Consider the following 15,145-nt stretch of genomic DNA (forward strand, 5'->3'; position numbering starts at 1 on the left):
ACTACTAGTAGGGAAAGCTATGGGTTCGAAATATACACGCATTCTTCTTTTTGTATTCGCTGCGGCGCCGATTTTTTTCACGGATAGGACTTACGCAGTTTCTCCGGACCAAACGAATCTCGCGATCCTGATTGATGAGAATAAGATAAATATAAAGTTTATCAATATCTGCGTGAGTAACCTCGCACCACCTTTAGAAGAGGGTGGAGGGCCTAAATCCCAGGCAGGAGTAGCAACTGCTGCAGAAAATGCCCAGTCTGGACAAACTGCAACTGCTAGCGGGCAAACTGAACTTTTCAAAAAGCTGAATACTATAGACAATTATAAATCCTTCAAGAAGGCAAACCAAGCTGACTTCAATGGAAATATGTGGTATTTCCAAAGTAATTACAGTTTGTCTTATAAAAACCTGAAGTCCGCACAAGGGGAGATGAAAGATATCTTCCAAGTAGTTCACGAAAATTATATCAAAACTGCTCGTATCCTTTTAGAAGCTGCTTCTCCAATGATCATTCGTTCTAACGATAAGATCGCACAACATTTATTGAAGCTTGGATTTAGAGATCTAAAATCCTCTGAAGATAATTTTACCACTGCTTATAATTCTTCTCCTTATCAATTCAGAGTGAAATTAGTACTTTTTGGAGAAGGGATCAAGGTCGCAAGAAGAGCCAGAAGATTTGCACTTCTCGCAATGATTGCTGCTAAAACCCCTAATGACGATAAGCGTGAGTTCCAATTTGTGAACTTGGACGAGGTCAGAAACATTGCGGAGAAGGAAAATATCTCTGATTACGATCGTATTCGAAACACTCTCATAGATTATATAGACAACGAATTACTTTCTCCAAAGATCGCACCTCCTGGAGAAGGAAAAGATAATCCAGTAGATCTACTCGAAATCCATGATGATAATTACAGCTTTATCACCAATGGAAGGGTTTCCTTTTTAGAAAAAAGTAATGAAGAGATCCGTGTAGACGATATCAATAAAAATGAAGCGTTACCTCCTGTTCCTGCACAAGGAGGGAGCAAATAATGGATCTTCCTACTCCTGCCGAGATCATTTCTCTTAGAGTAAAGGGCGGCCGGTTTTGGAAATGGTTAGTAGTATTTTCACTAGTTGCTGTGACAATACTTGCCGGAAGGATCTATTCTTCGGGGTCCACACAAGGATTCAGAGAAAGAAAAAAATCAGTAGATTCGAAAGTTAGGATATTAAGAGAGATTGGAAGCTCATTCGAATCCTCTGAACTTAGAAAAGACTTACAAAAAATAGAAAATTATTCCGCAGATCTAAATTCAGCTTCCAAAGTAGGAAGTGTCCAGGAAAAAACGGACAGCCTAGCGTTACTCGAAAGAGCACTTCCGGATTCAATGAAACGTTGGTCCGAATTTGCAGAAACTTCTTCAGATAAACTACTCCAGCATGTGGCGAAAGAATCCCGTTTTTTAAAAATGGAATCAGAAGATCACCATCCACTTACTGTAAAAGAAGAAGAAAGAGCCAATGATTATTTCAGAATGGCAAGAGAAGAGTGGCTTTCCGGAAATAAATTCCGCCGTGACGGAAATCATCTTTACGCATTAGTGTTATATAAAAGATCTTTAAAATACTCTCTATCCAGCTTAAAAGTATCCAAACTTCCTTATCCAGAAGAATACAAAAAAGCAGCAGACCGTTTAGTTAAGTAATAGTCTAAGAGCGAAAAAACTATCCTCCGCGTACAAAAAAGTAGAGGAATTTTCTCGCTTAGGCTTCAAAAGAAGTCATTCTGGGGGAAATTATCCTCCTTCTCCCAATGAGAATCGAAGTTCTATATAAATTTTTTCTCTATAGTCCTGCCAGTCATTTACCAGTATGGGAAGAAGGAACAGGCTTACTAGGATTACTCCCTAAAGAAAGAGTTCTAATGGAACTTGCAGACCTAAGCGCTGCAGAAAGGGAATTCGAAAGGATTCCTGAAGATTTCTTGATCCGAGAAATTCCAGAAACCGTTCTAGCATTTTTCCAAAAACAAAGAACCATTCCAGTATTAGGTCCCTTTGGAGAAAAATTAGAAGATTGGGATAAACCTAGATTTCTATCAGAGCTTAGCAGATCTTCTTGGATGGCTAAGGAGACAGAAAAACCAAAAGTTTCTCCACAAAAAACGGAAGAAGAAAAAGCAAAACAGAGCCAATGGTTTATGGAAGTGCTTCTCCAAAACTTTCCAGATGGATTGATCGCAACAGATCTGGATGGGCATACAGTATTCTATAACGAGACATTCGAAAAAGACATATTGGTCAAAAAATGGTTTAGAGACAGCATTCTTCAGGCAGAAAAATTACTAAAAGAAATGTCCAAGGACCTACTTGGAAATTACCTCAAAACTCATGAGCTACGATTAGAAGAAGGTAGACTTTCTGTTCAGACATTTATTCCGGACCTGGATTGTATCGTAAGAGTATCTATCCTAAAACAAAAAGGAAAGCCACTCGGTTACCTGTATCATTTCTCCCCGGCCTCTGCAAAACTAAATAGCCAAGATGGGGAAGGGATGGAATTCCCTTCGGTAACCGAAGCATTCAACCAAAAACTTCCACTTGAAACAATGTTGAAAGAAGTGGAAGGCAGTTATATTTATCATACACTCAAAAGAAACCAAGAGAATGTTTCCCATGCGGCCTTGGATCTGGGAGTGCCAAGAACCACTCTACAAAATAGAATTAAGTTTTTGGATTTAACCAGTAAGTTTAAATTGAATAAGGACCAGCCGATCCCTAGAAAGAAAACAGGCAAACAGAGTCCTACCAAAAAGACAGTTCCACAAACAAACAAACCTGCGGTTGCGGAAACCAAACCAAAACCGGCTTCTAAAAAAAAGCTGGTAAGCTCAAAGAAAAAATCTACGTCTAAAAAAAGGACAAAGCAAAAATAAAAGCCTTGACAGAGTTTGTAATCTGGAAATAGTCCACTTAAGAGCCGACCCTTTCCTCTCTTCCGAGCAGACGCTCGTTTGAAAAAATAAGGGATTCCCCGGTCGCTTAAAAAAAGAACCGACTACCCGGATCCTTCAAAACCCGCTCTTAATCGAATAAAAAATGAATACAGGAAGGTCTTCCTTCCAAATCCAATAACGGTATTCCATGGCTAACCCAAGACGAGACTCCAAGCCCCGAAACAACTATCAAAACAACAATAACGACGCACAAAACGACAATAACGAAGAAGAACCGAATTTACCGGAAGATGATCCGGAAACAGCGGAGATTCGTTCTCGTAAAAGACGTCGTGGCTCTTACGAGGGGCCTACACCTGCTCCTATAGATCTAGTAGCACTGAAAAAAACATCTATCGCAGAATTGATCGAAGTCGCTAAGAACCTTGGCGTAGAGAACACTGGCGGACTAAAAAAGCAAAACTTAATATTCGCCATCCTACAAGCCCAAGCAGAAAGAGAAGGCCAGGTCCATGCTGCAGGGGTAATGGAAAGATTACCTGATGGATATGGTTTCTTAAGATCTCCGGATTATAACTATGTTCCAGGTCCGGACGATATTTATGTATCTCCTTCTCAGATCAAATTATTTGGACTAAGAACAGGAGACACAGTCGAAGGACAGATCCGTCCTCCGAAAGAATCCGAAAGATTCTTTGCGATGCTCCGTGTGGAAACCGTAAACGGATACACACCAGATGTAGCAAGCAAACGTGCGTTATTCGACAACTTAACTCCACTTTATCCAAACGAAAGATTGAGGATGGAACATGATCCTTCTCAATTGGATACTCGGATCGTAGATCTGATGTGCCCGATCGGAAAAGGACAAAGAGCACTTATCGTTGCGCCACCTCGAACAGGTAAAACAATCCTGATGCAAAACGTGGCAAACGCGATCACGAGCAACCACCCAGAAGTTACACTAATCGTACTACTCATTGACGAGCGTCCGGAAGAAGTAACAGACATGGCCCGTAACGTAAGGGGAGAAGTAGTAAGTTCCACATTCGACGAACCAGCTACCCGCCACGTACAAGTCGCGGAGATGGTGATCGAAAAGGCAAAACGCCTCGTGGAACACGGAAGAGATGTGGTCATTCTACTCGACTCAATCACTCGTCTTGCCCGCGCATACAACCAGGTTATCCCTACATCCGGAAAAATACTCTCCGGTGGTGTGGACTCAAACGCACTTCACAAGCCGAAAAGATTCTTTGGAGCTGCCAGAAATATCGAAGAGGGTGGATCTCTCACGATCATCGCAACAGCACTTGTGGACACCGGATCTAAAATGGACGAGGTGATCTTCGAGGAGTTCAAAGGTACTGGTAATATGGAAATCCACCTGGATCGGAAACTCTCCGACAAGAGGATTTTCCCGGCTATCGATATCAATAAGTCAGGAACCAGAAAGGAAGAGCTTCTATTACCTAAGGAAACCCTCCAGAAGGTCTTTGTGCTCCGAAAAGTGCTTTCTCCCATGAGCATCACAGAAAGCATGGAATTATTACTCGAGAAGATGAGACAGTCTAAGACTAACGAGAGCTTCTTGGGCAGTATGAACGCCTAATAAGATTTTGGAAAAGGGGACAACATGAAAACAGACATCCATCCTAAATACGCTGACGCCAAAATTCGCTGTGCTTGTGGGGCGGTTTACGAGACTCGCACTACGGTCGGAGACATCCACGTAGAAATTTGCTCCAACTGTCACCCATACTTCACCGGAAAATCCAAAATTCTGGATACAACTGGTCGAGTAGACAAGTTCAAGAAAAAATACAAAATCTCCTAATCGAGGTTTTCAGGCTCGGGGCGTCCCCTTTGCAAAGCCTTTCGGCTTCGCGAAGGTCGCGCTGCTCCGGGCTACACTTGCGTTTCGGTCCTCGATACATCTCGGACTGCTTCGCACCCTCCACATCGCTGACGCATCTCAAAAAAGAAATCTCCCTACTTAAAAGTGCTTTCCTACTTCATCAACCAAGTCTAACCTAAGAAAGGCAATTATCATGTCAGTAATGGATTTTAACAGATACAAAGAGATTAACGACCAAAGGTTGAACTATAGAGAAATGGAAGACGCAACCGTTGTTTCCAACTATAGAAACGTAGGTTGTGGAGACGGTTATCGTATCTATCTCAAAATAGACGAGAAGAGAAAAGTAACAGACGCAAGTTATACTACCACTGGTTGTGGATTCGGTATTGTTGCACTTGCAATGGCCACAGAGATCGCTAAGGGAAAAACCATAGACGAGCTCAAAAATGTGACCACTGACGACGTCGAAAAACAATTCGAGTTTCCTGAACGTCGTAAAAATTATCCAGAGTCAGCAGTAGCAGCACTACAACAAGCAATCCATGATTATGAAACTGGAGCTGGAGTTCCGAAAGAAAGAAGGATCACCGCTGCAAAAGCAAAAGAAATACTCTCCCAAAACGGAACCCTAAAAGGAGAGGATCTATCTTCTATCATATTAGAAAAAGAAGATCTACATGGAGTCGATTTCTCTGGAGCAAATTTAAATAACGCATTCTTAACTAATTGTAATTTTGCAGGTGCCAATTTTGAAGAAGCACGCCTGCGTGGTGCCTTCTTGAATGGAGCAGACCTAACTGGTGCTAACCTAAAAGGTGCAGACTTACGCTGGGCAAAACTCGCAGGAGCTAAAATAGAAGGCGCTGATTTTACAGACGCAGTCTATGATATTGGAACCAGAGTGGACCAAAAACAAATACATATTTTCTCTTCCATGAAGAAGGAAGGAAAAGATATCTATATGGAGAAACATGAAGCCGGGTGATAAAGCCAAACTGACCAAAAGAAGTTTTCTTTTAAAAGGAGTGATCGTTCTCACCGGCGCTCAAGTAGAGATCCAAGAAATTAACGGAGATAAAGTTTCCGTTCTTTATAACGATAGAGAAGGTTATCCACATACGATCGAAGATCTTACTCTTGCGGATCTGGCTCCAATAGAATAACTCTTTGGCTCTGCGCCTCTGCGTGAAAACAAATGCTGCTACGAAAGCTTTTCATTCTAAGTTTTGCTTTCTTAATACAATGTGGTACAGCAACTTATTCCACAAATTCCTATTCTAAATACGAACAGATTCGTAGCGTTCGGGCAAATGCAATTTCTTCCGAAGATTTAAGTCTGATCACCACCAGATTTTTAAAAAGTAACGATCTATACGAAAAATACCAAGAGATTCCTAGAGTAGTCATTTACGATCTAGACAATAGGCTTGTTGCATTAAAAACGAGAGAGCTTGCCTATTATCTATCTGAGTTATGTTATCATGTGGGATCTGAATTGGATCTGGAAGATCCAATGTTTGCAAGGATGTTTGCTTCTTCCTTAGTATATTCTTATACATATTTATTTGATAAAAAGGCTATTCCTGCAGCGGATCCATTCTCTATGGAGTTTAGATTCGCATTAGAAACATATAATAGATCTCTTGCACAATTAGTTAGATTTGCCAAAAAAAATAGAAAACTCGCCAATCTAACAGATTTAAATCTCCCTCTCATCAGAGGCGCACTCTCTATGACCAGGGCAGAAGTAGAGACAGCTTGGACTCCAAAAAACTTCTTAGAGGTAGAAGTCGCTTACGATTATAAAAATGCAGGGTTCTCTAACCAAATCAGTAAATTTGGTATTGGAACTCCTCTTATCTTAATCCGAAAACATCCTGAAAAAGAACCAGAAGAAAGAAGAAAATATGAATTCGTAGCAGGAGTAGGCCAGGCATATCCAGGAACCGCACTTTTAACTCTGGAAGAATCTTATTTAGAAAATCGTAATTTAACTTTAAAAGCAGTTATTCATCTATACGATCCTGTTCATAGAGATAGAGTCCAATTCTCCGGATTAGATCTTCCAATGGAAAGTGATACAACTACTCCGCTGGCATATATGTTATCTGGAGCAGAAAATAGGGATGGGTTTTTTGCGAAGTTTGATGGAGAAGTAGGCTTAGAAAGAAAAGGACTCTATCTGGTATATCCCTATAAAAAAGGAAAAATCCCAGTGGTGTTTGTGCATGGGCTTGCTTCTTCTCCTTTTATTTGGTTTCCGATGATCAACGAACTCTTGGCAGATCCTAAGATCAAGGACAACTACCAGTTCTGGGTGTATTGGTATCCAACAGGAAATCCAATTACTATATCTGCTGCTGATTTTAGAGACACACTCAGAGACCTCCGAAAAACATATGATCCGAAAGTAGAAGATTCTTCCTTCGACAAGATGATGATCGTTGGCCATAGTATGGGCGGGTTACTTTCTAAACTGATGGTGACCAGAAGTAAAAAAGAAGATTGGATGAAAGTGGCAAATGTTTCTCCTGAAAAATTCGAATCACTTAACTCTGAATCCAAGGAAGAAGTAAAAAGAGTATTTGATTTTAAACCTTTGCCGTTTGTAAAAAGGGTGGTGTTTATTGCCACGCCACATAGAGGTTCCAATCTTGCAGAAGGATTTTTAGCTTCTATCGCAAGGATCTTATTCGTCCTTCCAAAGGGTGCTGTAACTAATATAGGGAAGGCTTACAAATTTCTAACCTCAGGCTCAGAAGAAGAATCTATTCTTCCTGAAACTTATGGAGTAGATGGACTTTCTCCAAGTAGCTTGTTCATGAAAGTGACTGGAGAGTTTAAACCTGAGGTTCCTTTTCATTCTATCATAGGGAATTCTAAGTTTAGAGACCTTGAATGGATCAATGATTCTGTAGTTTCTTATGATAGTTCTCATATAGACGGAGCACAATCCGAACTTCTAATAGATTCGGACCATTCTGTCCAAGATCATATGCCCACTATCCTGGAGATCAAAAGAATTCTCTGGGAGCATTCCGGAATTTCTAAAAAGTAATTTCTTTTTCTCAGATACGCGCTTGTTCTGATTCATTTATTCAATATTTTATCTCTAATGATACATTATGTTTGCGTAATGTATTTCTAATTTTAGTTAATTTTTCGTTCCGCCCCTTTGTGTTTAAAATGGTATATAATGAATTTTTTATATTTAATTTGGGATATAAATATTTTTAGAAAAGATCTGCAAATAAGTTTACTTCGAATGTGGGTCTGTTTTTCATTCGAAAAAATATATGAGAGATTTTTCTATGTTAAGAATTTTTGTGTCTGTATTGCTGGTGTTAAGTGTTAGCTTTGTTAGTACTTCTTGTTCGGATCTCGAAAATCTAAATCCGTTCGATACTCAGGAAGAGGTGGATCAGAAAGCTATGGATAACTTTATTAAACTTTGGTTTATAGTCGTTGCGACTGGGCAGGCCATGGCAAATAACCCTCCATCTTGGTTTCCTACTTCTTCAAACGTAGAAGAAGCTAAAGCCGAATGGGATAAGTTAGAGCCTGCTAAAAAAGCAGAGGCTTGTGCAATTGCATTTGCGAGCGGAGAAAAGCCTCCTCTGGAGCTTTGCGCGAAATAGAAAGCAACAACTTGGATCGGTGGCGTGATACAATTTCCTTGGTCAGCACGCCGCCGATCTTTCTTTTTTAGAAACTTCTTTGGACGAACCAATAGGTTCCTAACGTAGAGAGTAAAAAGAGAATGGATAGATAGAACCGCTCTATTCTTTTGGAATCGTTTTTAAAAAAATAGAGTCGCTTAGCAAGTCCTCCGATAACTAAAACGATCCCAACTAAAACAAGTTGTCCTAATTCTACTCCGAGATTGAATCCAAATAAAGGAGCAAATAAATGCTCTCTATTTAATCCAGTTTCCAATAGAAATCCTGCAAATCCGAAACCATGAATCATGCCGAATGCCAATGTGCTAATCCCCAGATATATTCCTTTTCCTTTATATGGAGATATATAGGAGTTTAAAGCTAAATAAGAACCAGCAAAGATAGACATTCCCAGATAGGCTAAAAATACGTGATTTTCTCTAAGGCCTAAACTCCAAGACAATAACCCGATTAGAAAAGGCAAAAGACCTAAAGAGACGGAAATTCGATTACGAATCTTTTCGTCTTTGGAAGAAACATATTCTCCTGCCACGATCAGTATAGTGAGTCCGATAAAAGCTTCTATGCCGGAACTTTCCGGAGAAACTTTTCCTAAAACCGCCAAGGATAGAGTGAAACTATGACCTAGGGTGAATCCGGTAATACATACAAGAATATCTTTTCTATTCCTTGCTGCTAATAATATCGCGAGTAAAAAAGCAATATGATCGAATCCTGAACCGATATGTTCCATGCCAGCGATCACAAATTGAAAAAAATCAGAGCTTGGTTGGTCTGAAAGTTCTGATCCATCTTTTAAATTCCATTCCGTTCTTTTGGATTGAAATAAATTTTCTGATAAGTTTCCGTTCTCGAAATATAATCTAGCATAATGCAAATGAGAGGAAGCGAATTCGAATAAACATGTATATACTAGGAATTCCGGAGAAACATCCTTACAGTCGTAGGATAACTCTAATTTTAAAAAAGAAGGATCGGATCTTAGAATTTTTGGACCGGAAACTAATTCACAATCCTTCTTTTTTGATCTTACTAGGATATGTGTTTTTATGTAAGAAGAAATATGTTGTCCTGGATCTCCACTTTCATTAGGAGAAAAAGGGATCCTAGTCGTTTCTCTAGAAGGAATCGTTATGATCCCGCTCAATATATTTTTGTGAAGATTCCAAACGGAAAACGATTCACTTTTATTATGAGGATGAAGTTCCGAAACCAGACTGAAAAAAAGAGAAAGTAAAAGAAAGTTTTTCAATTTATCTTATCTCTCTTCCGCAGGGAATCTTTCTATCTTCGCTCTTCTTTTTAAGAATTCCAAATAATCTCGAAGGACTTTATCTCCTTTTTCTTGTAGATAGTATGCCTTTATTTCTTCTCTGATCTGTTGGAAGGGGAGGGAAACTCCCGGTTCAGAAGAGATCAATTTTACGATCAGATATTTGTTTCCGGATTGGATAGGGGAAGAAATTTCTCCCGGTTTTAAATCGACAATTACTCGAGCAATTTCTGGTCCTAAATAATCCAATAATTTGCGGATCGGTAAAGGCGAAGCCGGCAAATCAATAAAAACCGCTTGGTTAGGTTTCCCTTTTTCTTTCCATTCTTCTGAAGCTTTCCATGCTGATCTTTCGTCGAAAGTTTCGAATGCGGAAACTAGATATCTTTGAGTTCCGGAAAATTTTTCTTTGTTGGAAATATAATAAATCCTTAATTCTAGATCGTTCGGTTCCTTGGAAGAAGTTTCTGAAATTACCGATTGGATCACTGATCTGACGATCCCTGCCCGGATCAAGCGGTCTTGGTCGGCAAGACCAAGCTCTAATCCTCTTTGTACTAATAATTCCTCTTCGATCAAACGTTCCAAGACTTGGAACTTGATCTCCTCTGTGATCGGATTTTTGCTATCGGATGCGTAACCTGCTAAGGCACGGATGTATTCTTCTCTTCCTATAGAAGTTCCATTTACTTCTGCCGCGGAGTCCATGGATAAGACTCCTTTCTCAGGAAATAGTAGACCGAAAACCGCTAAAACGAATCCAAAAATGGCTCCCGATCCCAGCACGAGACCGGGAGAAATATTATCCTTTTTGAATATATACATTCTATTTTTTGGAAGGTCTAATCAGATAAATAGGAGAAGACCAAGCTCTTTCTTCAACATTTGCCAAACAATCGTCTTTAGGATCGGTCCGATAATCTCCATAACAAGGTTTCACCTTAATACATCTGCCTTGGTTGTCGTATTCGCATCTTAATTGTCCACCGTTGATTGCTGGAGAAGGTTCTTCTATCGCTCTTACGTAATAAAGTGCATCCCTTCCTAAGGGAGAATATTCAGGATCTTGAAATTCCACTTCGCAAGCAGAAGTTCCGGATTTACACACGAATGTTTTCCAAGGATCCTGGATCAGTTTTTGCAATTTTTCACCTGGAAATGACTGAGGAAGGATGCGTATCACTTCTATTCTTGTAATCTTCTTTCTTTCTGAAGAAGGATGATAACATTCTCCTTTACAAAGTTTTTGTAAACGATCCGTTCCGATCCCGGAAATACTGGAATCAGGGCAGCCGGGTTTTTGTTTGAATGCGCCCAAAGCACGGACTTTAAAGACAGGATTTTTTGAGAATTCCACTTCAGAACCCATAGGTATCGGAGACTTGTCTTTGCCTTCTCCATGATTGAGCAAGTGGAACCAAAGCAGGATCCTATCTCCTGAAGTTGCATATACTTCTCTTCTTTCTAAGGAGTCCCAGATGGAATCTCTATTTCTTTCTTTGGAATGTACTGCTACTAGTCCCGCGGTAAGAAAGAAGGATGCTTGTCTTTCCGCATCTACCAAATCGAATCCAGCTAGACCGGCTGCTTTAAAAGCAACAGAGGAAGACTTAGGTTTTTTGCGATTTCTTGCAGGTTCCATAAGTCCGAAAGGATTTGGTTTTTCTGGTCCAGCTGATTCTGTTAGACCTTTTCTCCAATATTCCTTATATCCGTTACCCGCTCTTGCAGTATGTGTATCGCTGGAACCTATAAATCCAAAACGGAAATTTTTGGGCTGATTCGGATCGTCGAAATTGGTGATCGCCAATGAATATTGTACGGAATTTCCAGGTCTATAATTGAACGCGGGCAAAAAGCAATCAGGGCATTGACCCGAGTTCCCCCAATCGTCAGGAGTTGCTCCCGGCACAGTTAAAAATCCTGACACTCCTGCTTTTGCATGATGAGATCTGGCAACTATAGCTCTTTTCTCACATTCTTCCGAAGTTTCCTTTTCTTTGAGGCATCTTTCTCTGATGATCTCTCCCGCTCTCCAACAAGATGGTTCAAAACCTTGGATAGGATCGTTGCAGATGGCGTTCCCTTCTTCATCAAAACTTACTTCTTGCCAAGGACGATATTCTTCTGAGTTTCCATGTCCTGAATAGATCTCTATAAGTCTTTGTAAGCGTCCGTCATATTCATTACCTTTTAATTGTTTATCGAAAGTGATACCAGGAGGCGTATAAAATCCCCAAGTGGTTCCATGAGGAATAACTAAAGAAGGAATAGTCCATTGTTTTAATTTTTCAAAAAGTTCGGAAGGAGTGGCAGCCCATTCAGTACAATCTTTAGGAAGATCCTTTACATTTACACCTTTAGGACAACGAGGTATTGATAAACGTTCCGTGATAAAATCTGAAAAATCATAATAAGCCTGTCTATTTCCGCCGGGAGAGATGATCTTTAAAAGAGTTCTTTGTATAAATCCAGGGCCTGCAAGAGCTTCCGCGTTTGCTCCAGCAGCTCCTATCGGACGTGTAGGAACCTTCTCTTCTTCTGTGTCCTTAAATATCACATTCCTATGGCCGTAATGGTTCTCGACTGTATTGCCTATCTGGGTCCATTCCCAACCTAAAAAAGAAACTAATTCCGGATTATTCGGATCTCCTGCGCTTGCATTACATTGACGGATGAGATCTTTTTCTTCCTGCCATTGTTTTGGTGTCATTCCTTCTGCGTGATCCGTTAGGGACCAGAAATCTAAAGAAGAACAATATCTTGCGAAATCGCATGCGTCTTTAGGAGGATGTGCTCCTTCTCCATTTAACATGGGTAAGCTGATAGCAAATGCATCGGGAGAGAATGTGGTATGGACATGTAGATCTCCGAAGAGTATCTGTTTATCATATAAAGAAGATCCATTCTTCTTTTCTATTGATGTCTGTTTTTTAGGATCTGGATTTTTGCCGAAAGGATTTACGAACTTCTCCGCTTGCAAGGTATAGAATATTAAAAAAAAGGAAATTACTACAAAGGCTACCGAGACAATAAATTTTTTACTCATCCATCTCTCCTATATTCCGTATCGTGGGATCTTTTTCTGGATAAAATCCCACTGGATTGTACGGAATTTCAAAATTTTAGAAAAAGTTCGATTAATCAATTATATTTCAATATAATAATAAATACTTTCGTATATAGAATTTTTATATTGCTATATTTTCTATTAATTCATTTTTATGGAAAAAATTTCAATATAACGAATTTATATTCAGAGAGAATTCATCACTCAAGTGAGTGAGTTCCTCAAAAATCCAATTCGTTTAATAAAGGAGTGTCTGTGAAGAATATATTCGTCAGAGTCCGAAAGAATGCCATTCTAATGATGATCGCGCCGGCTGTGTTAGCTGCTCCAGTATCGTTAAGCGCCATCGCAAGCAATAGTAGGAATGCGATCAATGCAAGATACGAAGGTCTTGCCGGAGTGAATACCGGTCTTGGTGGTTCTCCCATAGACGTGGCTTTGAATCCGGCCAATCTTTCCTTAACCAAGGGAAAGAAGGTGGAATTCGGGTTAGGTGCTACTTTTGCTACGGTCAAATTCCAAGATCGTTTTTTAGATAATGATCCGAACTCAAATTATGAAAATTCCAAAACTAGAAGTACCGGAGGTCCCGCTCCTTATCTTGCATTAAAACTTCCTGTGACCGAAACGATCGATTACGGATTTGCTGCTTATGTTTACGGGGGAGTGAACGGAGCTGCGGAAAAAATTGATAGGAATACTCCAGACGGTCAGTCTGTGAATCAATGGTCAGGTTTGAATCTACCCGGAGCTTTGGGTAATGGAAGAAGGATCAAAGAAACTTCTGAAAACCAAGGTGTGTTTATAAAAGCGGTCAATGGTCTTTCTTGGAAGATCGGAAATCTTTCTTTAGGTGCGAGTTTGGAGCTCAATTATGCAAGGCAGTCCCGCTCTATAAAATATTATGATGCCTCGGGTTCTTTCGAGATACCTGGACAAGGGGTTTCCTATGAAAGTAGAAAAAATGCCCTCGCATTTGGAGGAATATTAGGATTTAATTATACGTTTACGGATTGGTTTAGATTCGGCTATTCGTACCAGGCTAAGACAAGTTTTCCGTTCGACGGAACTTATACAGTGAATCAGGGCAATCCGAATTATTATAGATCGACGCCGGTTTCCTATCAATTTAATCTCCCGGAAAAACACAGTATAGGTTTCGCTATCGGACCTGAAAATTTCAAAGTAGGGATAGATTTTGTTTATTCAAACTATGGATCCTATTTGAAAAATGTTCATCAACATTTGGGAGACTCTTGGTATCCAAGCCCTCAAGGAAAAACTGCAAACGTTACTGGGCATTTGAACTACAGGGACCAATGGGCAGCTTTGATCGGATTAGAACATAAAATTTCTCCTGAATGGACCTATCGTTTAGGATACAGTTATAATTCTCCGATCGTTTCTCCTAACGGCCTGAATGGAGCACAAGGGATCGTATTAACTTTCAATCAAGTAGTTGCCGCAGGTTTCAGCTACGCGACCGGACCTTGGAGTTTCGATTTCGGACTTAGCTATTTTCTTCCAGGAAAAAAAGTGGATGGTGGAAGAGGAACCGACTGGGCTCTTACTCACGCGATCAACGGGCCTAACGAAAAGAATTTTGCAGGATATTCCTATAGCACACAAGCGATCAATTCTATTGGGATCAATTTCGGTGCGACCCGTTCTTTTGATTAAGTTAAGGCGGATCTTGATCGAATGAAAAAGTTTCTAATACTTCTACTATTCTTTTTTTCTTTTTCGAATGTATTTGCCGCTCCCGAAGATGAACAAGTCCCATCTTCGGGAAGATCTCGCTGGGATATTATTTGGAGAAGTGCTGTGATTCCGGGATGGGGACTTCTTCATGCGGGAGAAACAAAGAAGGGAATTTTTGCGTTAAGCACATTTGCTATTTTTGTAGGTTTGGAAATACAAGGGCATCAGGTCTTGGAACATAGAAAGGAAAAATACGAACAAAGCAAAGATGTTTTGGATGTGTACCTTTTAGGTTTTAGAGAAAACGCAGATCCTGTTACTCTTGTAACTTTGCAGGGCCAGAAAGAGATCCAACATTTGGAATATGAAAATGCTGCCTATAAATCTCAGGTAAAATTAGGCTTATTGGTCTTAAAGTATGTAGTACAATTAGGTTTCGCGAACTTTTACGGGATCAAATGGGAAAAGGGAGAAATTGGACAGGGACTTCGTTTTGACGTGGACAAAGATTATGTTTCCGCTCCATACCAAGGCGCAGTTTCTTCTTCCTCCTTAGCGCAAAGATTTAGTCTAACGTATTCGTTCGTATTTTAAACTTATAGAAAGGGCAAATTG

At 40.0% G+C, this 15,145-nt stretch carries 14 protein-coding genes; 11 read left to right on the forward strand and 3 right to left on the reverse strand.

The genetic code is table 11. The features are described 5' to 3' along the window. The first annotated feature begins 19 nt into the window (after window positions 1–19). From CH362_RS05295 to CH362_RS19360, 9 genes are all read left to right on the forward strand, one after another. Window positions 20–1,039, forward strand: coding sequence for an adhesin OmpL37 family surface protein (locus tag CH362_RS05295; protein WP_100709341.1), 1,020 nt, complete (start codon window positions 20–22; stop codon window positions 1,037–1,039). Beyond that, on the forward strand, window positions 1,039–1,695 hold the full coding sequence (locus tag CH362_RS05300; RefSeq protein ID WP_100709343.1) for a PROCN domain protein: 657 nt from the start codon (window positions 1,039–1,041) through the stop codon (window positions 1,693–1,695). Before CH362_RS05295 ends, CH362_RS05300 begins: the two co-directional genes overlap by 1 nt. Window positions 1,696–1,802: 107 nt before the next feature. Further along, complete coding sequence (locus tag CH362_RS05305; RefSeq protein ID WP_100709344.1) at window positions 1,803–2,924, forward strand: helix-turn-helix domain-containing protein; 1,122 nt, start codon at window positions 1,803–1,805, stop codon at window positions 2,922–2,924. A 208-nt stretch (window positions 2,925–3,132) separates the two neighbouring features. Further along, the gene (gene rho, locus CH362_RS05310; protein ID WP_100709345.1) at window positions 3,133–4,557 is read left to right on the forward strand and encodes a transcription termination factor Rho; all 1,425 of its coding nucleotides are present in this window, start codon (window positions 3,133–3,135) and stop codon (window positions 4,555–4,557) included. A 24-nt stretch (window positions 4,558–4,581) separates the two neighbouring features. Beyond that, complete coding sequence (rpmE, locus tag CH362_RS05315; protein WP_008592280.1) at window positions 4,582–4,782, forward strand: 50S ribosomal protein L31; 201 nt, start codon at window positions 4,582–4,584, stop codon at window positions 4,780–4,782. Window positions 4,783–4,996: 214 nt separating this feature from the next. Next, a complete protein-coding gene (locus tag CH362_RS05320; RefSeq protein ID WP_100709347.1) occupies window positions 4,997–5,791 on the forward strand; it encodes a pentapeptide repeat-containing protein in 795 nt (264 codons plus the stop codon). Further along, a complete protein-coding gene (locus CH362_RS05325; protein ID WP_008592353.1) occupies window positions 5,778–5,969 on the forward strand; it encodes a hypothetical protein in 192 nt (63 codons plus the stop codon). The genes CH362_RS05320 and CH362_RS05325 overlap by 14 nt, the downstream gene beginning before the upstream one ends. Before the next feature lie 32 nt (window positions 5,970–6,001). Continuing rightward, entirely contained in the window at window positions 6,002–7,864 is a 1,863-nt protein-coding gene (locus CH362_RS05330; protein ID WP_100709348.1) for an esterase/lipase family protein, read from the forward strand. A 238-nt stretch (window positions 7,865–8,102) separates the two neighbouring features. Continuing rightward, window positions 8,103–8,444, forward strand: a complete 342-nt coding sequence (locus CH362_RS19360) for a hypothetical protein (protein ID WP_244280486.1) — start codon at window positions 8,103–8,105, stop codon at window positions 8,442–8,444. Window positions 8,445–8,511: 67 nt separating this feature from the next. On the opposite strand, the gene CH362_RS05340 is transcribed toward CH362_RS19360, so the two are convergent. Genes CH362_RS05340 through CH362_RS05350 form a run of 3 tightly spaced genes read right to left on the reverse strand, consistent with a single transcriptional unit; the run spans window position 8,512 to window position 12,808 of the window. Then, window positions 8,512–9,738: a HupE/UreJ family protein gene (locus CH362_RS05340; protein WP_100709350.1), complete on the reverse strand. Its 1,227-nt coding sequence runs from the start codon at window positions 9,736–9,738 to the stop codon at window positions 8,512–8,514. A 6-nt stretch (window positions 9,739–9,744) separates the two neighbouring features. Further along, window positions 9,745–10,584, reverse strand: coding sequence for a peptidyl-prolyl cis-trans isomerase (locus CH362_RS05345; RefSeq protein WP_100709352.1), 840 nt, complete (start codon window positions 10,582–10,584; stop codon window positions 9,745–9,747). A gap of 1 nt (window position 10,585) precedes the next feature. Continuing rightward, entirely contained in the window at window positions 10,586–12,808 is a 2,223-nt protein-coding gene (locus CH362_RS05350) for a DUF3604 domain-containing protein (protein WP_100709353.1), read from the reverse strand. A gap of 318 nt (window positions 12,809–13,126) precedes the next feature. Between CH362_RS05350 and CH362_RS05355 the strand changes: the two genes are divergently transcribed. Then, window positions 13,127–14,509: an OmpP1/FadL family transporter gene (locus CH362_RS05355; protein ID WP_100709355.1), complete on the forward strand. Its 1,383-nt coding sequence runs from the start codon at window positions 13,127–13,129 to the stop codon at window positions 14,507–14,509. A 21-nt stretch (window positions 14,510–14,530) separates the two neighbouring features. Beyond that, window positions 14,531–15,124, forward strand: a complete 594-nt coding sequence (locus CH362_RS05360; protein WP_100709357.1) for a hypothetical protein — start codon at window positions 14,531–14,533, stop codon at window positions 15,122–15,124. The last annotated feature ends 21 nt before the right edge of the window (window positions 15,125–15,145 follow it).

Source organism: Leptospira saintgironsiae, from assembly GCF_002811765.1.
In the GTDB taxonomy this organism is placed as follows: Bacteria; Spirochaetota; Leptospiria; order Leptospirales; family Leptospiraceae; genus Leptospira_B; species Leptospira_B saintgironsiae.